The organism is Mycobacterium sp., from assembly GCF_039583785.1.
GTDB lineage: Bacteria > Actinomycetota > Actinomycetes > Mycobacteriales > Mycobacteriaceae > Mycobacterium.
In genome coordinates, this window is sequence record NZ_JAVKSG010000001.1 from 13,798 (window position 1) to 34,215 (window position 20,418).

At 65.7% G+C, this 20,418-nt stretch carries 20 protein-coding genes and 1 pseudogene; 9 read left to right on the top strand and 12 right to left on the bottom strand.

Features of this window, described 5'->3' with window-relative positions; genetic code table 11:
- Window position 1: 1 nt before the first annotated feature.
- Both ABDV69_RS00065 and ABDV69_RS00070 read right to left on the bottom strand, forming a co-directional pair.
- Window positions 2-1,180 carry a PrsW family intramembrane metalloprotease gene (locus ABDV69_RS00065; RefSeq protein WP_343571244.1) on the bottom strand — a complete coding sequence of 393 codons (1,179 nt, stop codon included), beginning with the start codon at window positions 1,178-1,180 and terminating at the stop codon, window positions 2-4.
- Window positions 1,177-1,836, bottom strand: a complete 660-nt coding sequence (locus ABDV69_RS00070; RefSeq protein ID WP_343571245.1) for a hypothetical protein — start codon at window positions 1,834-1,836, stop codon at window positions 1,177-1,179. Before ABDV69_RS00070 ends, ABDV69_RS00065 begins: the two co-directional genes overlap by 4 nt.
- Window positions 1,837-1,945: 109 nt before the next feature.
- On the opposite strand from ABDV69_RS00070, the gene ABDV69_RS00075 reads away from it, so the two are divergent.
- The 3 genes from ABDV69_RS00075 to ABDV69_RS00085 all read left to right on the top strand — a co-directional run bounded on the left by ABDV69_RS00075 (window position 1,946) and on the right by ABDV69_RS00085 (window position 3,537).
- A complete protein-coding gene (locus tag ABDV69_RS00075) occupies window positions 1,946-2,350 on the top strand; it encodes a DUF4267 domain-containing protein (protein ID WP_343571246.1) in 405 nt (134 codons plus the stop codon).
- Between the two features lie 123 nt (window positions 2,351-2,473).
- Complete coding sequence (locus tag ABDV69_RS00080) at window positions 2,474-2,986, top strand: carboxymuconolactone decarboxylase family protein (protein ID WP_343571247.1); 513 nt, start codon at window positions 2,474-2,476, stop codon at window positions 2,984-2,986.
- Window positions 2,983-3,537: a carboxymuconolactone decarboxylase family protein gene (locus ABDV69_RS00085; protein ID WP_343571249.1), complete on the top strand. Its 555-nt coding sequence runs from the start codon at window positions 2,983-2,985 to the stop codon at window positions 3,535-3,537. Before ABDV69_RS00080 ends, ABDV69_RS00085 begins: the two co-directional genes overlap by 4 nt.
- 33 nt (window positions 3,538-3,570) lie before the next feature.
- On the opposite strand, the gene ABDV69_RS00090 is transcribed toward ABDV69_RS00085, so the two are convergent.
- Genes ABDV69_RS00090 through ABDV69_RS00100 form a run of 3 tightly spaced genes read right to left on the bottom strand, consistent with a single transcriptional unit; the run spans window position 3,571 to window position 6,788 of the window.
- Window positions 3,571-5,475 carry a YhgE/Pip domain-containing protein gene (locus ABDV69_RS00090; RefSeq protein ID WP_343571250.1) on the bottom strand — a complete coding sequence of 635 codons (1,905 nt, stop codon included), beginning with the start codon at window positions 5,473-5,475 and terminating at the stop codon, window positions 3,571-3,573.
- A gap of 2 nt (window positions 5,476-5,477) precedes the next feature.
- The gene (locus tag ABDV69_RS00095) at window positions 5,478-6,152 is read right to left on the bottom strand and encodes a hypothetical protein (RefSeq protein ID WP_343571251.1); all 675 of its coding nucleotides are present in this window, start codon (window positions 6,150-6,152) and stop codon (window positions 5,478-5,480) included.
- 9 nt (window positions 6,153-6,161) lie between these two features.
- The gene (locus tag ABDV69_RS00100; protein WP_343571253.1) at window positions 6,162-6,788 is read right to left on the bottom strand and encodes a TetR/AcrR family transcriptional regulator; all 627 of its coding nucleotides are present in this window, start codon (window positions 6,786-6,788) and stop codon (window positions 6,162-6,164) included.
- A 49-nt stretch (window positions 6,789-6,837) separates the two neighbouring features.
- Between ABDV69_RS00100 and ABDV69_RS00105 the strand changes: the two genes are divergently transcribed.
- Window positions 6,838-8,574: a hypothetical protein gene (locus ABDV69_RS00105; protein ID WP_343571255.1), complete on the top strand. Its 1,737-nt coding sequence runs from the start codon at window positions 6,838-6,840 to the stop codon at window positions 8,572-8,574.
- A 168-nt stretch (window positions 8,575-8,742) separates the two neighbouring features.
- Here ABDV69_RS00105 and ABDV69_RS00110 read toward each other — a convergent pair whose 3' ends face one another.
- Complete coding sequence (locus tag ABDV69_RS00110; protein ID WP_343571256.1) at window positions 8,743-9,630, bottom strand: fructose bisphosphate aldolase; 888 nt, start codon at window positions 9,628-9,630, stop codon at window positions 8,743-8,745.
- A 150-nt stretch (window positions 9,631-9,780) separates the two neighbouring features.
- Here ABDV69_RS00110 and ABDV69_RS00115 point away from each other — a divergent pair, with 150 nt between their 5' ends.
- Window positions 9,781-10,899: a M28 family peptidase gene (locus ABDV69_RS00115; RefSeq protein WP_343571257.1), complete on the top strand. Its 1,119-nt coding sequence runs from the start codon at window positions 9,781-9,783 to the stop codon at window positions 10,897-10,899.
- Here ABDV69_RS00115 and ABDV69_RS00120 read toward each other — a convergent pair.
- The gene (locus ABDV69_RS00120) at window positions 10,893-11,498 is read right to left on the bottom strand and encodes a TetR family transcriptional regulator (RefSeq protein WP_343571258.1); all 606 of its coding nucleotides are present in this window, start codon (window positions 11,496-11,498) and stop codon (window positions 10,893-10,895) included. The two genes, ABDV69_RS00115 and ABDV69_RS00120, sit on opposite strands and share 7 nt — an antisense overlap.
- Window positions 11,499-11,539: 41 nt before the next feature.
- A pseudogene (locus tag ABDV69_RS00125) lies at window positions 11,540-11,737 on the bottom strand (aromatic ring-hydroxylating dioxygenase subunit alpha); the annotation flags it as partial.
- A gap of 164 nt (window positions 11,738-11,901) precedes the next feature.
- Between ABDV69_RS00125 and ABDV69_RS00130 the strand changes: the two are divergent.
- Window positions 11,902-13,662, top strand: a complete 1,761-nt coding sequence (locus ABDV69_RS00130) for an amidohydrolase family protein (RefSeq protein WP_343571259.1) — start codon at window positions 11,902-11,904, stop codon at window positions 13,660-13,662.
- Between the two features lie 146 nt (window positions 13,663-13,808).
- Here the strand turns inward: ABDV69_RS00130 and ABDV69_RS00135 are convergent, their stop codons facing one another.
- Window positions 13,809-14,042, bottom strand: a complete 234-nt coding sequence (locus tag ABDV69_RS00135) for a hypothetical protein (protein WP_343571260.1) — start codon at window positions 14,040-14,042, stop codon at window positions 13,809-13,811.
- 254 nt (window positions 14,043-14,296) lie between these two features.
- Here ABDV69_RS00135 and ABDV69_RS00140 point away from each other — a divergent pair, with 254 nt between their 5' ends.
- Window positions 14,297-14,749, top strand: a complete 453-nt coding sequence (locus tag ABDV69_RS00140; protein ID WP_343571262.1) for a DUF5994 family protein — start codon at window positions 14,297-14,299, stop codon at window positions 14,747-14,749.
- Here the strand turns inward: ABDV69_RS00140 and ABDV69_RS00145 are convergent.
- Entirely contained in the window at window positions 14,725-16,161 is a 1,437-nt protein-coding gene (locus tag ABDV69_RS00145) for a protein adenylyltransferase SelO family protein (RefSeq protein ID WP_343571264.1), read from the bottom strand. The two genes, ABDV69_RS00140 and ABDV69_RS00145, sit on opposite strands and share 25 nt — an antisense overlap.
- A 37-nt stretch (window positions 16,162-16,198) precedes the next feature.
- On the opposite strand from ABDV69_RS00145, the gene ABDV69_RS00150 reads away from it, so the two are divergent.
- Window positions 16,199-17,890, top strand: a complete 1,692-nt coding sequence (locus ABDV69_RS00150; RefSeq protein WP_343571265.1) for a glutamate--tRNA ligase family protein — start codon at window positions 16,199-16,201, stop codon at window positions 17,888-17,890.
- Between the two features lie 48 nt (window positions 17,891-17,938).
- Here the strand turns inward: ABDV69_RS00150 and crcB (ABDV69_RS00155) are convergent, their stop codons facing one another.
- Both crcB (ABDV69_RS00155) and crcB (ABDV69_RS00160) read right to left on the bottom strand, forming a co-directional pair.
- Entirely contained in the window at window positions 17,939-18,310 is a 372-nt protein-coding gene (gene crcB, locus ABDV69_RS00155) for a fluoride efflux transporter CrcB (RefSeq protein WP_343571267.1), read from the bottom strand.
- 2 nt (window positions 18,311-18,312) lie between these two features.
- A complete protein-coding gene (gene crcB, locus ABDV69_RS00160) occupies window positions 18,313-18,720 on the bottom strand; it encodes a fluoride efflux transporter CrcB (protein ID WP_343571269.1) in 408 nt (135 codons plus the stop codon).
- Between the two features lie 66 nt (window positions 18,721-18,786).
- Between crcB (ABDV69_RS00160) and pgm the strand changes: the two genes are divergently transcribed.
- Entirely contained in the window at window positions 18,787-20,418 is a 1,632-nt protein-coding gene (gene pgm, locus ABDV69_RS00165; RefSeq protein ID WP_343571271.1) for a phosphoglucomutase (alpha-D-glucose-1,6-bisphosphate-dependent), read from the top strand.

Below are 20,418 nucleotides of genomic sequence, written 5' to 3' on the forward strand. Positions count from 1 at the left end.
TTCACCAGGGTGAGGGCAGGCCGGCGCGGATACGGCCGACCTCCGAACGCGCGAAGCGCACCCGGTCGGTGTCGGCGCCCCGCGCGGCGGCCACCTGATCGGCGAGGGCATATGCAGCGTTGAGGATGTAACGGGCGCGGCGGCGTTCCTGACGGTTGCGTCCGGTTTTGCGATAAGTTCTGCGGGCCTTGCGGTTACCGGACATCGCATCGAGTTCGGCCGGCGTGATGACGTCACGGGCTTGCTCGGGAGCCATCACGTCGCGGACGAAGTCGCGTTCGCGGGCGACGGTCAACTTGTACACCCGCGCGACGATGATCAGCGCGACGATGATCGTGCCGACCAGTAGTCCTATCAGCGTCGCCGTATTCTGGCCGGCCAAGGCGGCCACCGAGTCCCAGGTCCCGTGCAGCAGCATCGGTATCGCAATCAGGATCAGTCCGCGACCGATTTTGCGCGGCTCGGCGGGCCGGCCGAGGAGGTAGACCACGCCGGCGCAGAAGATGGCGCTGTACAGAATGTGCGCGGCCACCCCGGTGAGCATACGAAGAATGATGGTGCCAATCGATGCGCCAATTTGGTTGGCGCCGAACTGAGTACCGGCTGACGTCATGGCGTAGGTGATGTCCTCGACGATTTGAAATCCGAGGCCGATGAACGCGCCGAGAATGAAACCGTCGAAAGCGGTTCGGATGTGCCGTTGCGCCAACGCGATGAGCAGCAACAGCCCCGAACCCTTGGCCAGTTCCTCGGTGAATGGCGCGGCCAGTCCGGCACCCCAGTTCAGCGCCCACACCTGGCCAAAGTTCTTGCCGTACAGGGCCAGGAGCGCATGGTTGGCGTTGGCGGCCATCGCCCCGGTGGCGGCGAAGCCACCCCACAGGAACGCGACGACCATCAGTTTGTGGGGGAGTTTGGCGTAGCGGTCGATCCGATCGGTGAACCACCAGAACAACGCCGCATAGCTGGCAAAGGAGGTGACCGCGAGTCCGATCGCTTCGCCGTACGCGTTGTATTCGCGCGCCAGCGTCGAGAAGAATGTCAGGACACCTACTCCCACCAGCGTCAGATATCCCCAGAAGGCGAAGTTGCGCGGTTGGTAGAAGACGAACCGCCGGCCCCACCCGGAAATGTCGAGGGCGACGTCGCGCGCGCGATCGAGGTCGGCCAGAGTCGTCATCGCTGTTCCTGGCTGGACTTGTTGATACTGCCGATCATCCGCAGCACCGCGGCGCTCTGCGTGCTACCGGCGTCGGTCGGTCCGGTCGCCACCGCTTCGACTCCGCGGTCGCCGAACACGAAAGCGGCGATCAACCCGCCGGTGTGCGGTCCGGTGACTCGCACGGTCGCGCCCTGCTTGCCCTGCGCGGTGACGATCGTGGCGGGTGTGCCGGTGATGTGCACTCCGCGCCCCCGGTTCAACGCCTCGGATGTTGTCTGAATCTGATCGAGAAGCTGGTCGGCGTCGCCGCGGAACGACCCGGTGCGCAGGGTGAACTTCAGCGCGCCGTCTTCGACGGTGGCGGAGGCGGGATACTGCCCGGACATCGGGGGGTGACCGGCGCGCACGCCCGAGGTGATGCCCCAGCCGGCCTCCGGGACGAAGGTCACGTCACCTTCGATTTGCATGACATCGCCGGCTCTGACGATGTCGTGGTAGGGAACAGCTGCGTTGATCACCGGCAACACCACCGACATCGCGACGACCAGGGCCAATACCACCAGAGTCGGGCGCAGGGTGCGCCGGTCCAGGCCGAGCCGTCGTTCATCGGCGGGCACCCAGCCCTCGTCAGGCTCGAATCGTGGTGCGCAGGCCGCGGGGGATCCTTCGATCATGACCTGAATTCTGACATCCCGCTGTGAGCACGAACGTCGACATGGTGGGAAATATCGCTCGATAACGCCCAACAACTCGACCCTCGGCGAACCGATAAGCTTGGATACCATGACAATCGACCGTGCGGCGCTGGCCGTGGGTGCCATCCGACTTGCCTCGGGCATTTCGTTTCTCGTCGACCCCCTGCGGGCGAATCGCATGTGGGGCGACCCGGATAAACCTTCGGCCACCGCGCAGCTATTGCTGCGGTCGATGGGCTACCGCGACGCATTGATCGGCGGGTTGCTGGCCGCGGCGTCGTTGCGCGGCAGGAACACCCGCGGCTGGTTCCTGGCCTCCGCCGGCGCTGACGCCGCCGATCTGCTGGGCGGCATGAGCGTGCGTCACGAGATGAAGCGCTCGCAGCAATTGATCGGGCTGGGCGGCGCCATCGTCGGCGTCGGCACCGGATTGTGGGGAGCGGTCCGCCACACCACCGGGTCGAGCGAGGCGTCCGCGTCGGTCGACGGCTGAGCCCGTGCGGGCGCTGCGCTTCACCGAGTTCGGCGACCCAGGCGTGTTGCCCATTGACGATGTGCCCGACCCCGTCGCCACCGCGGAGCAAGCGGTGGTCCGAATAGCCAAGGGAAAAAACCGATGTCACGCATACCGCTCGCTCCTGTCGAGCAGCAGCCTGCACCCATTCGCGAATTCATGGCACGCCGGGGTGCGCTCAACGTGTTTCGCGTGCTCGCCAACGCCCCGGACGTCTTCGTCGGCTGGACGCAGATGGTCGACGAGTTGTTCGACAGCCCCACGTTCACCTTGCGGACCAGGGAACTTGTCATCCTCCGGGTGGCCCGATTGCAGAACTCCCGCTACCAACTCAGCCAGCACATCGACATCGCCCGCGATGCGGGCCTCACCGAGCAGCAGATCGGCGCGATCGTCGAAACCGACGAATTCGACGATTTTGACGACGAAGAACGCATGCTGCTCGACGTGGTCACCGAATTGTGCAGCACCCACCGACTCAGCGACGCGTCGTTCAGCCGCGCCCGCGACGTCTTCGGCGACGAGGGACTTACCGAGTTGTTGATGCTCGTCAGCTGCTACTACGGGCTCGCGTTGGTGCTCAACGCGGTCGACGTCGAGGTCGACGCCCGATGACGCGAATCGCCTACCGCGAGCCGGGTGACATGACACCGCAGGCCCGCGAATTGACCCAAGCCCGAGGCAATCTCAACGTCTATCGGACGCTGGCCAACGCCGACAAGGTATTCACCGGCTGGATGGTGGCGGGAAACGCCGCCCTGACCAGTCCGACACTGCCGACCCGGCTGCGTGAACTTGTCGTGCTGCGCACGGCCTACCTGATGGACTGCGATTACGAGCTCGGCCAGCATCGCGACGTCGCCCGTACCGCGGGTGTCAGCGTCGACGAGATCACCGCGATTCTGTCCGAGAATGACTGGTGGACAAACCCGTTCGACGGAGACGAACTCGCGGTGCTTCAGCTGACCACGGAACTGCTGACCACCCGCGGCGTCACGGCGGAAACCTTCGACCGCGTGCACCGGGCGCTTGGCTCGGAGGCCACCGTCGAAGTGCTGATGGTCATCAACCGCTACGCAGGCCTGGCGCTGATGCTCAACGCCCTCGACGTCGACCTCGACGAAAGTGCGCGGCTTTCCATCCCTCCGCGACGCCAGTCGACCTGACCTGCATCGTCACGGATGGCTGTCCGCGCGGCGCTACATCGTGATCGCCGGTATCAGTCTGTCGATGTTCCACAGCTGGTCTCGTCTGGCCGATAGGCACGAGACTCCGATCGCGACAGCCCAGATCCCGATCAGGACCGTGATCGCCTGCCACAGCCGACCGTCGATGCCGCCAAGGATGAGCTGCCGAAGCCCGTTGACGCCGTAGGTCATCGGGTCGAAGCGGTGCAGGAACTGGAACGGCTTGGAGGTGGTCTCCACCGGGTACATGCCGCCGGCGCTGACCAGTTGCAGCATGAGTAGCGCCATGATCAGCACCCGGCCCACCGCCGGGCCGACGAGCGCGTTGATCGCCTGCGTTGCGGCCACGAACGCGAACGAAACCAGCACCATGAAGCCGAGCATCGAGGCCGGGTGCACGACGTGCATGCCGAGGCCGAAACGCACCACGCAGTACAGGATGATCGCCTGGAACATCGCGATTGCGGCAGCGGGAAGATAGCTCGCCAGCACCACCCGGATCGGAAGCACCTCGGCGGCGATCGCGCGACTCTGCAAGGGCCGAAACACCATCCAGAGCACCAGTGCTCCGAAGAACAACGCCAGCGTGAGGAAGAACGGGGCCATGCCGGTGCCGAAGTTCGGTGCGGCATTCTCGTGCGAGGTCTCGAGTTGAACCGGGCCGCCGATGGTCTCGGCGAGGGCATCCTTCTGCTGTTGGGTCCAATTGGGGACCTGTTTGGCCCCGTCGCTCAGCTTGGTCGCCAGCTCCGCCGACCCGGACTTGAGCTGATGTGCGCCGTCGTCGAGTTTGGCTATCCCGCTTGCCAACGCAGCGTTGCCGTCGGCGACCTGCTTGGCGCCGTCGCGCAGCTGGGTGAGTTTGTTCGTCAGGTCCTGCCCTTTACTGCCGGCGTGGTCGAGCGCCGATGCTAGCGGGCTGCCCGGTGCGCGCAGCCCGGACGTCATGTTGATCGCGGCGTTCTGCGCGTCGGTGAGGCTCTGCCGGATCTGCGGTGTGAACTGGTGCTGGCGCAGCTGATCCTGCACACCGCGCAAGGTGTTCGCCAGAGGATCCTGTCTGGCGGCGAGCTGGTCTATTGCAGCCGACAGCGCACCGGCGGCGTTGTCCTGCGCCTTGGCAATCGCGCCGATCTGATCTCCTGCCTGCTGCAGCGCGGTGGCGCCCTGCTGCAACTGCTCGGTGCTGCCGCCGATTTGGGACAGGGCTTTGCTCACGGTGAGCAGCGGCTCGGTGGCCGAATTGATTCCGTCCGAGAGCTGTTGCGCACCGGTCGCCAGGGTCGCCGAACCTGACCGGGCGGTGTCCAGACCGTCCGCCAGTTGGCTGGCGCCGTCGGCGAGTTGGGCGGCGCCGTCGGCTGCCTGTTTGATGCCGGATCCCGACGAAACCACCACGGACAGCATCTGATTGACCGCCTGCCCGGAGATCCGCGACGAGACGGCGTTGATTACCTGGCTAATCGCGGTACGGCCGATAGTCGTCGAGATGTAGTTGTTGGCGTCGTTGTAGACGACGATCAGGTTGGCTTTCTTCGGTTGCCCGGTCACCGGCGACGCGATTGCCGCGCTGAAGTCCGCTGGCAACTCGACCATGAAGTAGTACTTGCCGTGCTCGACTCCATTCCGTGCTTCCTCCTGGCTGACGACATGCCAGTCCAGGCTGCCGTCGGCGGTCAGGCTCTTGGTGATCTCGGCTCCCGCGTTGAACTGCTGCCCGGACACCACCGCACCCTTATCCGAATTAACTAGTGCCACAGGCATTTTGTCCACATGGCCGAACGGGTCCCAAAACGCCCAGAGGTACAATGCCCCGTATACCAACGGCAGCAGCATCAGCACGACGATGGCCACCCGGGTCAGTCGGCTGCGGCCGAAACGTTTGATTTCCGAGCCGAATGCGAGTCCAGCGAGCATTGTCAGTCCCCTTTTGTCAAGATGCGGTGATCGTGCAATCCGTGTTCCGGTGCGTCGCTACCGAGGGGATTGGTCACCCCGACCACGACGGTGCACTGCTTGGCGAGTACGCCCAGGCGCTCCACGGCGATCGCCCGGCGTGCGTTGTCGCGGACCTGCTCGAGGTCGCCGACCACCAGGATCGGACGATTCGACAGCGTCGCCAAGGTGATCCGCAGCAAAAATAGTTCCAGATCGGACAATTCGACGATGTAGGTGCCGGGGGACGGCGGCGGATTGTCGCCGAACACGTCGGTCATCGTGGATTGGCCGGCTTCGCGGGGTATCTGTGCATACCAGGGTGCGAGCCAGCGCCGCTGCTCGGCGAGCACCGTCTGCACGGTCACTGATTCCTCGAGTTCGTCGATGTCGGGGAACGCGGCGATTGCGCAGTGCCGGCGAATCGCGCGTGGCGTGGTGTCGCCGCGAACGGTCAGGGTGCCGTGGGTGGGTTTGAAACGACCCGCCAGCGTCATCAACAGCGTGGTCTGTCCGGGCCCGCCGGGCATCTGAATGGCGTGAAAGCCCTCGGGAAGCGCCAAGTCGATACCGGAAAACAGCGGCCCGTGCTCGCCATCGACGCCCAGTCCGGTCGCGGTGATCAGTGCCGTGGCGTCCTTTTCATCATGCGCATCCATGTATTGCTCCTAATCGCCGCGGACGGCAACAGATTCCAGCAGGGCGGTGATCAGTTGGGCGAGCAGGTCCGGGTCGATCGTCCCCGGCCGCAGGACTTCTTCCATTGCGATACCCAAGTTCAGCGTGACGACGAGTTGGGCAAGTTCGGCCAACGGCCGACCGGACGGCACTGCGGCCGCCGATTCGGCGAAGTTGTCTGCTTGCTCGGCAGCCGCGGCACGCCGACGCGCGATCAACCGCTCCCGCAGGCCCGGATCGCGCACGGCGCGCAGCCAGTACTCGACGAAGAGAACGTAGTAGTCGGCGTGATCGTGCACCGAGTCGAGCACCGACCGGCTCAACGACCGCGCTGCCGCGTCGATGTCGCCGCCGCTTTCCAGCGCCGTGGCGATCTGCTCACCGCGAAGCTCGAATTCACGGTCGAGCAGGGCCAGGAACAATTCGTCTTTGGACCCGAAGTTCGAGTAGACCGCCCCCTTGGTGAATCCCGCCGCCTGACCGATCGCGTCGATGGTGGCCCCGGCGAAGCCTTCGGCGGCGAAAACTTTCGAGGCTGCTTCCATTATCCGGTCCCGCACCTCACCCCGGGTGGGGCGGATTCGCGGCGGCTTGACAGGCGACATGCGTAAAAGCATACTCGACGGTATCGATTGGATACCCAAAAGTATCGAAAGGCGTGGTGTGATGTCGAACTTCGAACTGGTCATCCGTGGCGGGACCGTGTTCGACGGAACCGGTGCGGCGCCGATCACGGCTGACGTCGGGATCCGCGACGGAAAGGTGGCCGCGGTCGCCCAGGGTCTCCCGGAGGGCGCCCGGACCGTCGACGCCCGCGGTCGGTGGGTGCTGCCCGGGCTCATCGACGTGCACACCCACTACGACGCCGAAGTCCTGCTCAGCCCCGGACTCGGCGAATCGGTCCGGCACGGGACTACCTCGGTCGTCCTCGGCAACTGCTCGCTGTCGACGGTGTACAGCGACGCGAACGATTGCGCGGACATGTTCGCGCGCGTCGAGGCGCTGCCGTGGCAGATCGTGCACGACTCGGTCGGCGAAGCGAAAACCTGGAGTGGCCCGGCCGAATACGTCAAGACGATTGACTCTTTGCCGCTCGGGGCGAACGTCGCCGCGTTCATCGGCCACTCCGACATCAGGGCCGCGGTCTTGGGTCTGGGCCGGTCAGTTGATGCCGACTACCGGCCGACCCGCGCCCAGATCGGTCAGATGAAGCAGATGCTGTCCGATGCACTCGATGCCGGCTTCCTCGGGCTGTCGACGCTGCGCAGTTCCTTCTCCAAGCTCGAAGGCACCCGCTTTCCGGCGCGGCAATTGCCGTCGACCTACGCCACCTGGTCGGAGTTCAGCGCGCTCAACGCCGTTCTGCGGCAACGGGGGCGCGTACACCAGAGCACCCCGAACCTGGCGCGGCAAGTCGAAGTCTCGCGCTACCTCTCCCAGAGCATCGGCCGCGGATTCCGCGGACCCCGGAAAGCTTTGAAGACCACCTTGATCGCCGCCGCCGATGTCAAAGCCGACCGCAGGGCAGCGCGACTGACGTTGCTCGCTGCGAGTCTCACCAATCGGGCAGGTGGCGACTTCCGCTGGCAGCACCTGCCGGTGCCGTTCGAAATGTACGCCGACGGAGTCGATCTCGTCGTTTTCGAGGAGTTCGGTTCCGGCTCGGCCGCACTCAACTTCCGCGACGAGACCAGTCGCGGGAAGCTGCTCGCCGACGAGTCCTACCGACGCCAATTCCGCAGAGACCTGGCCAAGCAGTTCGGCCCGCGGGTCTGGAGTCGCGACCTGTCCGACGCAGAAATCGTGGCGTGCCCGGACAATTCCGTCGTCGGGCAGTCTTTTGCCGACGTCGCCGCGACCCGGGGAATCGAACCCGCCGATGCACTGCTTGACCTGGCCGTCGAGCACGGTGCCAGGTTGCGCTGGCGAACTGTCGTCGCCAACGACCGCGAAGAGGTGCTGGACCGCATGCAACGGTCGCCGAACGTCCAGATCGGCTTCTCCGATTCCGGTGCGCACCTTCGCAATATGGCGTTTTACAACGCTGGTCTGCGCATGCTGGAACGCGTCCACCGTCGCCGTTCGATGGCCGTCGAGACCGCCGTCCGGCGCCTCACCGGTGAGCTCGCCGACTGGTATGGGCTCGACGCTGGCTACCTCCGCAACGGAGCACGGGCCGACATCGCGATCATCAACCCGGCCGGATTCGACGGGTCCAGCGCCGCGTATGCGGAAGCCCCGTACCCCGGGGCGCCGGGTGTCAAGCGCATGGTCAACCGCAACGACAACCTCGTCAGCGCGACAGTCGTCGGCGGCCACATTGTCTACGACAACGGCGAATTCGCGCCCGGCTTCGGTACCGAACTGCAGGCCGGCCGCTTCCTGGAAGCCGCCAGTCGCTGAGACCGGAATGAGAGCCCCGCGTAGACGATCTGGTGGTTGTCGTGCCGGTGCGCGGGGATCCGGTCGCCCGACGCGAGACGCAGGGTTCGGGTCGGAGCGGTCGGCTGGTGGCGGACTTTCAGCATCAAGGCACGCATTTATGGAAAATCCGACCGGTCGGCCGCTCGGTCAGGTCACCGAGGCGGCGTAGATCTCGTCGATATTCGCCTGGAGCTTCTGGTCGAATTCGGCATCGCTCTGGTCGACGGTGAGGCCTTCGGTGAGCGCCCGCGAGAAGCTCGCGATCAGGAGGTGATTGCGGGACAGAATGTCGGCGCTGTGGGCAAGGCTGTAGCCGCCGGACAGGGCGACGACCCGCAAAACCCGAGGATGCTCGATGAGCGGCTGGTAGAGGCCTGCCTCGTCCGGCAACGTCAGCTTGAGCATCACCTGCCGGTCGTTGGGAAGTTCCTCGAGCTTTGCCTGCAGCGCTGCCACCAACAGTCGGTCTGCCGTCGATTTGTCGGCGCATTTGATGCTGACCTCCGGTTCGATGATCGGCATCAGGTCATGTCGCGCGATGGCCTCGGCGACCTCGAATTGCTGGTCGGCGATCGCCCTGATCCCACCGTCATTCGGCTCCTGGATGAACGAACGCATCTTGGTGCCGAAGACGCCCTTGGCGACGGCGCGCTCGAGCAGCCCATCGAGTTGCGTCAACGGCTTCATGAGCTGGACGCCGTACAGCACGTCCGCGAGCCCCTGGTCGACCTTGACGAATGGCACGATGTGCTTCTGTTTCCAGAGGAAGTCGACGCTGTCCACGCCGTCGATGGTCCGATCCATCGTCTGCTCGAAGAGAATCGCTGCCAGAATCTTGTCGCCGGTGAAGCTGGGGCTCCGGATCAGCCGGGCGCGTGCCTGATGCATGAGGTCGAACATCTGTACCTGGTTGCCGTACGCATGCTCGGGAATCCCGTAGAGAGCCAGCGCTTTGGGGGTGCTGCCGCCACTTTGATCCAGCGCGGCAATGAAGCCGCGGCCCGAGCCCATCTCCTCGAGTTGCTCTTCGTTCATTGCGATCCTTCCGCACTCCGATAACCGACCCGCTGAATCCAGCATTGCGCAACCTCAAGGTCGCGGTTACCACTTCTGACACATCGGCAAACCACGCCAGCCCCGTCGGCGGCGTCGATCGCTAAGGTGGGCAAAAAGGGAGGGACACCGATGGCGCAGCTCGACTTGGACACGACCGACGGCCTGTTGCAGAAACTGTTGTGGACCTACGGGCCCTGTGGCCAGGAGGACGCGGTACGCGACGTGTGCGCTCAAGAGCTGCAGCCCTTGGTCGACGATATGTGGATCGACGACGCCGGCAATCTCATCGGCTACCTGAGCTCTGCCGAAAATTCGTCACAGTCGACCGACCACCGGCACCGGACGACGTCGGTCGCCGGCGGGGCCGCGACCCGGGTCATGGCGCACATGGACGAACTGTCCATGTTGGTCAAAAGGGTCGAACCAGACGGCACGCTGCATATGACTCAGCTCGGAACGATGTACCCGGGGAATTTCGGGTTGGGCCCGGTCGCTCTGCTCGGCGACCACCAGACACTGACCGCCGTGCTCACTCTCGGCTCCGAGCACACCACCCAGGAGAGCCCAAGAATCTGGGAAACCAAACCGGACCAGGGTGACCGCTCGCTGGACTGGCAGCACGTCTACGTGTTTACCGGGCGCACTCCCGGAGAACTCGCCGCCGCGGGGGTGCACGCCGGAACTCGGGTGTGCGTCGATCGAAGCAAGCGGGACCTCGTCGAGTTCGGCGACTACATCGGCTCGTACTTCATGGATGATCGTGCTGCCGTCACGGCGCTACTGCGCGCGGCGCGCCTGATTCGCGAACGCGGGCAACGGCCGGAGCAGGACGTGTATCTGGTCTTCACCACCAACGAGGAGATCGGCGGCGTCGGCGGCTCGTACGCGAGCGCCACGCTGCCCGGCACCCTCACGATCGCGTTGGAGGTTGGACCGACCGAACGCGAGTACGCGACAACCGTCACCGGCGGTCCGATCATCGGCTACAGCGACGCATTGTGTGTCTACGACAAAGATGTTGCCGATCGATTGATGGGGATTGCGACCGTTCGCGGCCTGTCGCCACAACCGGCGGCGTTGGGCGCCTTCATGTCTGACGCTTCGCACTCCAAGGCCAGCGGGCTGACGCCACGGGCGGGACTACTGTGTCTGCCCACGCTCAGCACGCATAGCTTCGAGGTGATTCCGCGCGCCGCGATCGACGACATGGCCGGGATCGTGGCGGATTTTCTACTGGTTAGCTACTGAGGCAGCGTCGCGAGCAGCGCGCCCAGCCCGTACTCGAATACCGCGTCGTAGTCGGTAGGGGATTGGAGCGCCCGCACCAGCGCCTGATCGGGCCAGTCGTCGTCCCACAACGAAGGGTCTTCCTCTTCGTGTTTGGCCCCGCGCACCGCCGAGAACTGCATCACCGCCGACGAGATGACGTGTACCTGCACAGCGCGCAGAACAAGGGCGGCCTCGGTCCCGGTTATGCCCAACTCCGCGAGTAAGGCGGCCAGCTTCTGCTGGATCGGCAGAAACAGCGTCGGCGTCCGGTCGCGTTCGTGCGCGATTGCGAGCAGGTGTTGCCGGTCGATCAGCGCCCGGCGCTGCGAACGAGCCAGGGAGGCAATACGTTCCACTGGTGTGCGGCCCTCGATGAGTAGATGCGCCATCTCGCTGAGCAATCGGTCGATCAGGTTGTCGAAGAGCTTGTCGCGGCCGCCCACATGCCAGTAGATCGACGTCACCGCCACGCCGAGTTCTTCGGCGAGGCCCCGCATGGTGAACGCATCGACGCCCAGGCGTTCGATCAGGCCCGCGGCGGTGTCCAGGATCCTCGCCGCGCTAGGTGCTTCCGGCACTCGGTTCACCTCCGCGGTGCATGGCGCCGCTCCTTCATCTGCACACCACGTTGAAGCCCGGCCAGCACCGAATTATCGTGGCTCAAAACCAGACCCGGCTCGGCCTGGTCTGCGGTGAGCCTCACGTCGGCGGGTGTGCCGCGCGGCGCGCCGGGTGGCATGCGCATCCGCAACATCATCACCGGCTCGCCGTGGTCGGGATCGGGTCTTGGACGGGAGCACATCACCGTCAGGTCAGCGGGCACCAGCGTCGGCCGCCGTGGTGGCGTACCGATCGCATCGTCGCGCCGGACATCAGGCGATGCGTGCGTGGTCATCGAAGCACTCCCGGGCCTCTGTAACGGTGTTACAGTCCTGTAGGGGTCACTGTAGCCTGCCGGGCGGCGCAATCAAGGGAGTAATCGTGTTCGACCTCAAAATCACCGGTGGCACCGTCGTCGACGGAACGGGCGCGGACCGGTTCGCCGCCGACATCGCTGTCAAGGGCGGCAAGATCGTCGAGATTCGGCGCCGCGGGCCGGATAGTCCGCCGCTGGAGGGTGAGGCCGCCGAGACCATCGACGCGACCGGCAAGATCGTCGCGCCCGGCTTCGTCGACATCCACACCCACTACGACGGGCAGGTCAGTTGGGACGCGCTGCTGGAGCCGTCCAGCGGCCACGGGGTGACCACCGTTGTGACCGGCAACTGCGGCGTCGGGTTTGCGCCGGTGCGGCCCGGCCAGGAGGACTGGTTGATCGGATTGATGGAAGGCGTCGAGGACATTCCCGGCACCGCGCTCACCGAGGGCATCGCCTGGGGCTGGGAGAGCTATCCCGAATACCTCGACGTCATCGGAAAGCAGGAGTTCTCCATCGACGTCGGCAGCCAGGTGGCGCACGGGGCGATCCGCGCGTACGCGATGGGGGAGCGCGGTGCCCGCAACGAGCCAGCCTCACCTGACGACATCACGGCGATGGCCTGCCTGGTTCGGGAAGCGATCGAGGCTGGGGCACTGGGCTTTTCGACCTCGCGCACGCTCGGTCACCGCGCCATCGACGGCGAACCGGTGCCGGGAACGTACGCCGCGCAGGACGAGCTGTTCGGGCTCGGCCGGGCGATGGCCGCAGGTGGCCAGGCGGTGTTCGAGTTGGCTCCGCAAGGCGTGGCCGGCGAAGACATCATCGCGCCCAAGAAAGAACTGGAGTGGATGCAGCGGCTGGGCGGCGAGATCGATCGCCCCATCTCGTTCGGCATGATCCAGGTGGATGCCGCCCCGGACCTCTGGCGCGAACAGCTGGACATCTCCGCGGCCGCGCATGCCGCGGGTAGCCGACTGTACCCGCAGATCGCGGCGCGTCCGTTCGGGATGTTGTTTGGCTTCCACGGGCACCACGCGTTCACCCACCGCCCGACGTTCCGCCGGCTGAAGGCCGAATGTACCCGCGACGAGCTCGCGCAGCGGCTCGCCGACGTGGGCGTCAAGGCCGCGATCCTTGCCGAGGACGACCTGCCTCCGGATCCAAATCTGTTGTTCGACAACATGTTTGCACTCGCTCAGTACGCCATGGGCCGAACCTACGCGATGGGCGACCCGCCCGATTACGAGCCGACCGACGAGCGCACCGTGAAGAAGATCGCGGCTGACCGCGGCGAAGACCCGCTGTCCACGCTCTACGACCTGATGCTCGAACACGGCACGACGTCGATGCTGATGCTGCCGTTCTACAACTACGCCCACGGCAACCACGACGCGATCCGCGAGATGCTGACCCATCCGGCCGGTGTGGTCGGGCTTTCCGACGGGGGTGCGCACTGCGGCATGATTTGCGACGCGTCGTTCCCGACGTTTCTGCTCACACACTGGGCGCGCGACCGGCGGCGCGGCGAAAGGCTGCCGCTGGAATACCTGGTCCGCAAGCAGTCGAATGACACCGCGCAACTGTTCGGATTGTCCGATCGCGGTGTCGTCGAGATCGGAAAGCGGGCCGACGTCAACGTGATCGACATGGATGCGATCACCCTGCACCGGCCGGTGATGGCCTACGACCTGCCAGCTGGCGGGAAGCGGCTGATTCAGCGGGCGTCGGGCTACGACGCCACCATCGTCAACGGCGTAGTGACTCGCCGCGACGGTGCCGACACCGGCGCGCGTCCCGGACGGCTGGTGCGCGGCGCGCGTTAGGCCGGGGCATAGTCGATCAGCACCCTGCTGACGCGGAAATACGCCACGTACGTTGCCCGACAGCGAAGTTCGTGGCACCAACAAGTTAGGTTCGGCGCCGCAATCGCATCAGATGCCGCGGGACGCGTGGTAGTCGCCGGGCTTCGTCACAAAGCTTTGGCGTACCGGCGAACGAGGTCGCTTTCACCGAATACGTTTGCGTAGTCGGCGCCTCTGTCGTCGCGGACGAAGAACGTCCACTTGCGGGGAGTCTTCTGCGGGGTGCTGATCAGCTTGACGGTGTAGCGCACATCGGTCTCACGCAGTGTGCCGATGGTGTCGCCAACACGGATCTGGGACGGATGGATCTCGGGCGCGTCACGCCAATTTTGAGTGAACACTAATTCCTAACCGTTTTCCTCATCCTACGCGCAAAAGTCCCACAGTGGTGTCCCGAGTGACCCAACCGTGCCGGTGGTGGCGTACCGTTGGTATGAGCCTTTTCGTTGTCAGCGGTAATCCATCGCGACACGTGAGCATGGCACTCACGGGCAATGGGATTCCTCCGCACCTCGGCGTTGGCAGGGGGCGACGCCAGCCGTGAAGGAATTCCGTTGAACAGCAATGTTTTCGTCTTAAATCGATCTGCTGTTAGATGACGCACTGGCGGTCGGCGAATCCCGTCCGAGTTTCGCTCGGCAGTGAGTTGGGCGGAGAAATCGATGGGGCATGGTGGCCGCGGGTGGACCGCATGACCCTCGAGTTGCCCGGTCTGATTCAGGCCCTGAACCCGTTGCTGGGCGACATCACCTCGATCAGTGTGAACTGGCCGCACCTGCAGCGACCGCCTGACTTCAATTGGCCGGGTTGGGAACACAAGCCGCAGCACGTCATTACCGTCAACGGCGACAAGGCGCGGGTCAACTTGTTGATCGTTTCCTACACCACCCACAGCGGGCTCGCGCTGATGGTGCTCCGCCGGGCTGCCGGCCTGGCGATCGTTGCTGCTGATCGCGACAAACCCGCATTCGTGACTGCCGGCTCGATCCTGCAGGTCGCGCAGAAACAGCGTGCCGCGCTAGCTCAAGTACCGCAGAACGTGTGGTAGTCGCCGAAATCGTCGGGTGCCGGGCGGGAATAACGCTCCAAGCCCGGTCGCTCGTCGTACGGGGCGCTGATCGCAACGAGCAACTGCTGTAAGGGATTCAGGTCTCCGGAGGTTGCTGCGGTCAGCGCCTCCTCGACGAGATGGTTGCGCGGGAGGTAGATCGGATTGCTTCGGTCCATCAGTGCCCCACTAGGGTTCAGCATTCGCCAGCGCGAGATCCACTCGCCGGTGCCAGGGACGTCGAGGCGTGCGGTGTCGCTGCCGAGGGTGCGGAAGAACGAGGTGTAGTCAGCTCGCCCCACCGTGAGCAGCGTGAGCAGATCCTCGGACAACGACGCGACAGTTGCGGCTTCGACGTCCGCGGCCAGGCCGAGCTTGGCCCGCATCCCGTCGGTCCAGGTGGCGTCGTACTGGTTGCGGAAAACCTCGAACGCCTTGTGCGCGAGGGCGACGCCTTCGTCGACGGTGTCGGCCAGCAGCGGCAGCAGCGCCTCGGCGAACCGAGCGAGGTTCCACCCGGCGATGGCGGGCTGGTTGCCGTAGGCGTAGCGACCCCGGTGATCGATCGAGCTGAACACCGTGTCGGGGTCGTAGGCCTCCAGGAAGGCACACGGTCCGTAGTCGATCGTCTCGCCGGAGATCGTCATGTTGTCGGTGTTCATCACGCCGTGCACGAAGCCGATCAGCATCCACCGGGCCACCAGCGACGCCTGTACCGCGGCCACCGCTTCTAACAGCGCGCGGTAGGGGTTGTCGAGCATCGCGGCGCCGGGGTAGTGGCGGCTGATCGCATGGTCGGCGAGGCGACGCACCAGGTCGAGGTTGCCGGTCCCGGTGGCGTATTCGAAGCTGCCCACTCGCAGATGGCTGGCGGCGACGCGGGTGAGCACGGCGCCGGGCAGCGGCGTCTCGCGCTGCACCAGCTGGCCCGTCGCCACCACGGCCAGTGATCGCGTGGTCGGGATGCCCAGCGCATGCATCGCCTCGCTGACGATGTATTCGCGCAACATCGGCCCCACCGCCGCCAAGCCGTCGCCGCCGCGAGCGAATGGTGTGGGACCCGAACCCTTGAGGTGAATGTCGCGGAGCCGCCCGTCGGCGTCGGCGAGCTCGCCCAGCAGCAGGGCTCGACCGTCGCCCAACAGCGGCACGTATCCGCCGAACTGATGCCCCGCGTAGGCCTGCGCGACCGGCGCGGCGCCGTCGGGAACGTGGTTGCCGACCAGGAAGCGCAGCCCGTCGGGACTCTGAAGCCACGCCGGGTCGAGCCCCAGCTCGTCGGCAAGCGGCGCGTTGAAGGCCAGCAGTCGCGGGTCGGGGAAGGCCTGAGCTTGCCAACTGACGCCCATCTCGGGCAGGTCGCTGGCGAAGCGGTGCTGCAGAGCAACTCCTGTGTCCGGCGTGACGCTCATCGTGCCCAGCCTACGGGCGACTCGGCCTGTGACCAGCGTGACTACTATCGACCAGGCAAACCTTCTGCCGATAGGAGCCGTCACCGGAATGCTGGAGCCGCACGAGGTCGACCGCCTCTTTCCCGCCGAGCTGCCCGAACCGGGTGAGTGGGAACAGCGCTACCCGCCCCGCGAACTGCCCGCCGATGCTCAGGTGACCCGGTTGGCCCCGTCGCCGACCGGCTTCATCCACCTCGGCGGGATCTACACCGCGATGATCGATCTGTCGGTCGCGCACGAGGCGGACGGCCGTTATTTCGTGCGGATCGAAGACACCGACCAGTCGCGGGAAGTGGCCGGCGCATACGAACAGTTCGATCGGGCGTTTGCCTACTTTCGGGTCATCCCCGACGAGGGCGTCGGCGCCGGCGGTGACTACGGGCCATACCGCCAATCGGAGCGGGCGACGATCTATCTCAGCTATGTGCGCGAGATGTTGCGCTCCGGCACGGCGTACCTGTGCTTCGCCACCTCCGATCAGCTCATCGAGATCCGCACCCGCCAGCAACAGCTCAAGCGTCCGACCGGTTACTACGGCGAATGGGCCATCTGGCGCGACGCCGACGATGCTGCCGTTCGCGAGCAGCTGGAAAACGGTGCGCCCTACGTCGTGCGCTTCCGTTCACCCGGTCGCACCGGCGGGCGGGCGTCCTTCACCGACGCGATCCGCGGCAACCTGTCCATGGAGGACAACTACAACGACGTGGTCATCCTGAAATCGTCTGCGGCCGTGCAACTTCCGACCTATCACTTCGCCCACGCCGTCGACGACCACCTGATGCGATGCAACCTGGTGATCCGTGGCGAGGAGTGGTTGTCGTCGACGGCGCTGCACCTGCAGTTGTTCGAGGCGCTGGGTTTTCAGCCGCCCACCTATGCGCACATCGCGCTGCTGATGAAGCAGATTCCCGGCGGCAAGCGCAAGCTCTCCAAGCGCAAAGACCCCGAAGCCGACGTCGACTTCTACATCCGCTCGGGCTACCCGGCCGACGCGGTGCTGTACTACCTGCGCGGTCTGGCCAACGGGCGCCTGGCCGAGGTTCCGCTGCCCGAAGCTCTCGCTGCGCCGATCTCGCTGGCCGAGTGCGGCGGCGCGGGCCCGTTGGTGGATCTGGTGAAGCTGGAAGACATCAGCGCCGACCACATCGCGACGCTGAGCGGGCAGCAGATTTATGCTGCGCTGACGGTGTGGGCGGCCGAGTTCGATCCCGAGTTGCTGGATGTGATCGACGCTCATCCTGAGCAGACGCTGGCCGCGCTGGCCGTCGAGCGCGACGGCGTGGACAACCCGCGCAAAGACCTGCGCAAGTGGTCGGATTTCCGCGATGCGTACGGCTTTTTCTTCGCCGAACTGTTCACCACCGTGGCCGCTGACGACCCTCGGCTGGGTGGGTCGCCCCGCGAGCTGGTCCGGTCGTTCGCCGGCGAGTTCGTGGCGAGTTATCGGGATCTCGACGACTCGGTTCAGTGGTTCCAGCAGATCCGCGACCTGGCCGCCAAGTTCGGCTTCGCGGCCAACGCCAGGGACTACAAGAAAAACCCCGAGGCCTACCCCGGCTCGATTCGGGAGGCCTCGCAGCTGATCCGCGTCGGCTTGACCGGTTCGACCAAGAGCCCGGACCTGTTCCAGATCGCGCGCACCCTCGGCCGCGACGAAGTAATTCGGCGGATCACCACCTTGACCGCTTAGGGTGCCGCGGTTCGCCGACGTAGGCGGTGAGTTCGAGGCAGGACTGGTTCACAGCAGGCCACCGATCCACTGCCCGCACAGCGCCGCGCCGATGCCCAGGACGACGCTGACGAAGATATTGGCGACGGCGTGGCGGACCTGCCGCTCCTCGCCGAGGCGCAGGGTTTCCAGCATCCAGGTGGAGAACGTGGTGTACGCGCCGACGAAAGCGGTGCCGGCGAGCAGTGCGGCGTAGCGATTCAAGGCCAGCGCCCCCAGAAACCCGAGCAGTGCGGCGCCGCTGATATTGACCACCAGCGTCCCGAACGGCAGGGTTTCGAACACATGGGACTTCGCCGCCCGGCGAGCGACCGCGCCGTCCACCAGGAACCGCAGCACCGCCCCGAGGCCGCCCGCGACAATCACCCCGATCCAGATCATCGTCAGCGCACCGCGACCCGGCGAACCAGCGCCGACGCCAGATGCACTGCGAGCAACCCTAAAACGATGCTGGCGCAGGTGTATCCGATCGCGAGGCCGTAGTGCCGGTATTCGATCATCGTCAGCGTCTCGACCTGCATCGTGGAGAAGGTGGTCAGGCCGCCGCATGCGCCCGTTCCCCAAAGTGGGCGGCGGTAGCTCGACAGCGGCAACCGCTCCAGCAGCCGCGTCGTGAAGTAGCCCAACAGGAACGCGCCGACGATGTTGACGGTGAAGGTCGGCCAGGGCCAGCGCGACGGATCGGTGGTCGCCAGAAGGCTCAGACCGGTGCGTGCCGACGTTCCCACCGCGCCCCCAACGAACACCGCGGCCAACTCCCGGTAGTCGCGCGGCGACGCAAAGCTTGCCACTCGTCGAAAATTCCTTTCGTTGCCGGCGAGGCGTGCTCTGGCAGCTTATTCGGCAGAATTGGTGGCATGGTGGCCCACCCTCGCGCCGGTCAGCCGGCGCTACCCGAAGACCTCGTCGATCTGCCGCACCTGGTCACGTCGTATTACGCGATCGAACCGGACCCCGACGACGTCGCCCAACAGGTGGCGTTCGGGACGTCGGGACACCGCGGCTCGGCCCTGAACGGCGCCTTCAACGAAGCCCACATCCTGGCCATCACTCAGGCCATCGTCGAGTACCGCGCCGCCCACGGCACATGCGGTCCGTTGTTCGTCGGCCGCGACACCCATGGGCTCTCGGAGCCGGCGTGGATGTCGGCGCTGGAGGTGCTCGCCGCCAACGACGTCGTCACCGCCGTCGACTCTGCCGACCGCTACACACCCACTCCGGCGGTCAGCCATGCGATCCTCAGCTACAACCGCGGCCGCAGCGACGGACTGGCCGACGGCATCGTGGTGACGCCGTCGCACAACCCGCCGTATGACGGCGGCTTCAAATACAACCCGCCCAACGGCGGCCCGGCCGACACCGACGCGACCAACGCAATCGCCAACCGCGCCAACGAGATTCTGCGCAAGGGCGAGGCGGTGAAGCGGGTGCCGCTGGCCCGGGCGCTGCAGGCCGTCCAGCGGCACGACTACCTGGACGCCTACGTGGCCGACCTGCCGAACGTGGTCGACATCGATGTCATCCGCAAGGCGGGCATCCGGATCGGTGCCGACCCGCTCGGCGGGGCCAGCGTCGACTACTGGGCCGCGATCGCCGAGCGGCACAACCTCGATCTGACCGTGGTCAATCCGCTGGTCGACGCGACGTGGCGGTTCATGACGCTCGACCACGACGGCAAGATCCGGATGGACTGCAGCTCGCCCGACGCGATGGCATCCCTGATCGCCAACCGCGACCGCTACCAGATCGCCACCGGCAACGACGCCGACTCCGACCGGCACGGCATTGTCACGCCCGACGCCGGGCTGATGAACCCGAATCACTACCTCGCTGTCGCGATCGACTACCTCTACACCCATCGGCCGTCCTGGCCCGAGGGTGTGGCCGTCGGCAAGACCGCGGTCAGCTCGTCGATCATCGACCGGGTGGTGGCCGGCATCGGGCGCACGCTGGTCGAGGTGCCGGTCGGCTTCAAATGGTTCGTCGACGGTCTGATCGGCGGCACCATCGGCTTCGGCGGCGAGGAGTCCGCGGGGGCGTCGTTCCTGCGCCGCGACGGATCGGTGTGGACCACCGACAAGGACGGCATCATCCTCGCGCTGCTGGCCAGCGAGATCCTGGCGGTCACGGGGTCCACCCCGTCGCAGCGCTACCAGGAGCTGACCGAGAAGTACGGCGCCCCGACCTACGCACGCCTCGACGCGCCCGCGAACCGCGAGCAGAAGGCCCGGCTGTCGAAGCTGTCGCCGGAGCAGGTCAGCGCCACCGAGTTGGCCGGCGAACAGATCACCGCCAAGCTGACTACGGCGCCGGGCAACGGCGCACCGCTGGGCGGACTGAAGGTGACCACCGCCAATGCCTGGTTCGCCGCGCGGCCGTCGGGCACCGAAGACGTGTACAAGATCTACGGCGAGTCCTTCCGCGGGCCGGAGCACCTGGCCGAGGTCCAGCGAGAGGCGCAACAGGTTGTGGATAAAGTCATCGGGTGA

What these genes read in the sequence shown, in the direction of transcription:
- ABDV69_RS00100 (WP_343571253.1), bottom strand. Translation starts at nt 6,788, where the DNA reads ATGCTTTTACGCATGTCGCCTGTCAAGCCGCCGCGAATCCGCCCCACC.
- ABDV69_RS00080 (WP_343571247.1), top strand. Translation starts at nt 2,474, where the DNA reads ATGTCACGCATACCGCTCGCTCCTGTCGAGCAGCAGCCTGCACCCATT.
- ABDV69_RS00145 (WP_343571264.1), bottom strand. Translation starts at nt 16,161, where the DNA reads ATGAGCGTCACGCCGGACACAGGAGTTGCTCTGCAGCACCGCTTCGCC.
- ABDV69_RS00090 (WP_343571250.1), bottom strand. Translation starts at nt 5,475, where the DNA reads ATGCTCGCTGGACTCGCATTCGGCTCGGAAATCAAACGTTTCGGCCGC.
- ABDV69_RS00065 (WP_343571244.1), bottom strand. Translation starts at nt 1,180, where the DNA reads ATGACGACTCTGGCCGACCTCGATCGCGCGCGCGACGTCGCCCTCGAC.
- ABDV69_RS00115 (WP_343571257.1), top strand. Translation starts at nt 9,781, where the DNA reads ATGGCGCAGCTCGACTTGGACACGACCGACGGCCTGTTGCAGAAACTG.
- crcB (WP_343571267.1), bottom strand. Translation starts at nt 18,310, where the DNA reads ATGATCTGGATCGGGGTGATTGTCGCGGGCGGCCTCGGGGCGGTGCTG.
- ABDV69_RS00085 (WP_343571249.1), top strand. Translation starts at nt 2,983, where the DNA reads ATGACGCGAATCGCCTACCGCGAGCCGGGTGACATGACACCGCAGGCC.
- ABDV69_RS00095 (WP_343571251.1), bottom strand. Translation starts at nt 6,152, where the DNA reads ATGGATGCGCATGATGAAAAGGACGCCACGGCACTGATCACCGCGACC.
- ABDV69_RS00110 (WP_343571256.1), bottom strand. Translation starts at nt 9,630, where the DNA reads ATGAACGAAGAGCAACTCGAGGAGATGGGCTCGGGCCGCGGCTTCATT.
- ABDV69_RS00105 (WP_343571255.1), top strand. Translation starts at nt 6,838, where the DNA reads ATGTCGAACTTCGAACTGGTCATCCGTGGCGGGACCGTGTTCGACGGA.
- ABDV69_RS00075 (WP_343571246.1), top strand. Translation starts at nt 1,946, where the DNA reads ATGACAATCGACCGTGCGGCGCTGGCCGTGGGTGCCATCCGACTTGCC.
- ABDV69_RS00070 (WP_343571245.1), bottom strand. Translation starts at nt 1,836, where the DNA reads ATGATCGAAGGATCCCCCGCGGCCTGCGCACCACGATTCGAGCCTGAC.
- pgm (WP_343571271.1), top strand. Translation starts at nt 18,787, where the DNA reads ATGGTGGCCCACCCTCGCGCCGGTCAGCCGGCGCTACCCGAAGACCTC.
- ABDV69_RS00140 (WP_343571262.1), top strand. Translation starts at nt 14,297, where the DNA reads ATGACGCACTGGCGGTCGGCGAATCCCGTCCGAGTTTCGCTCGGCAGT.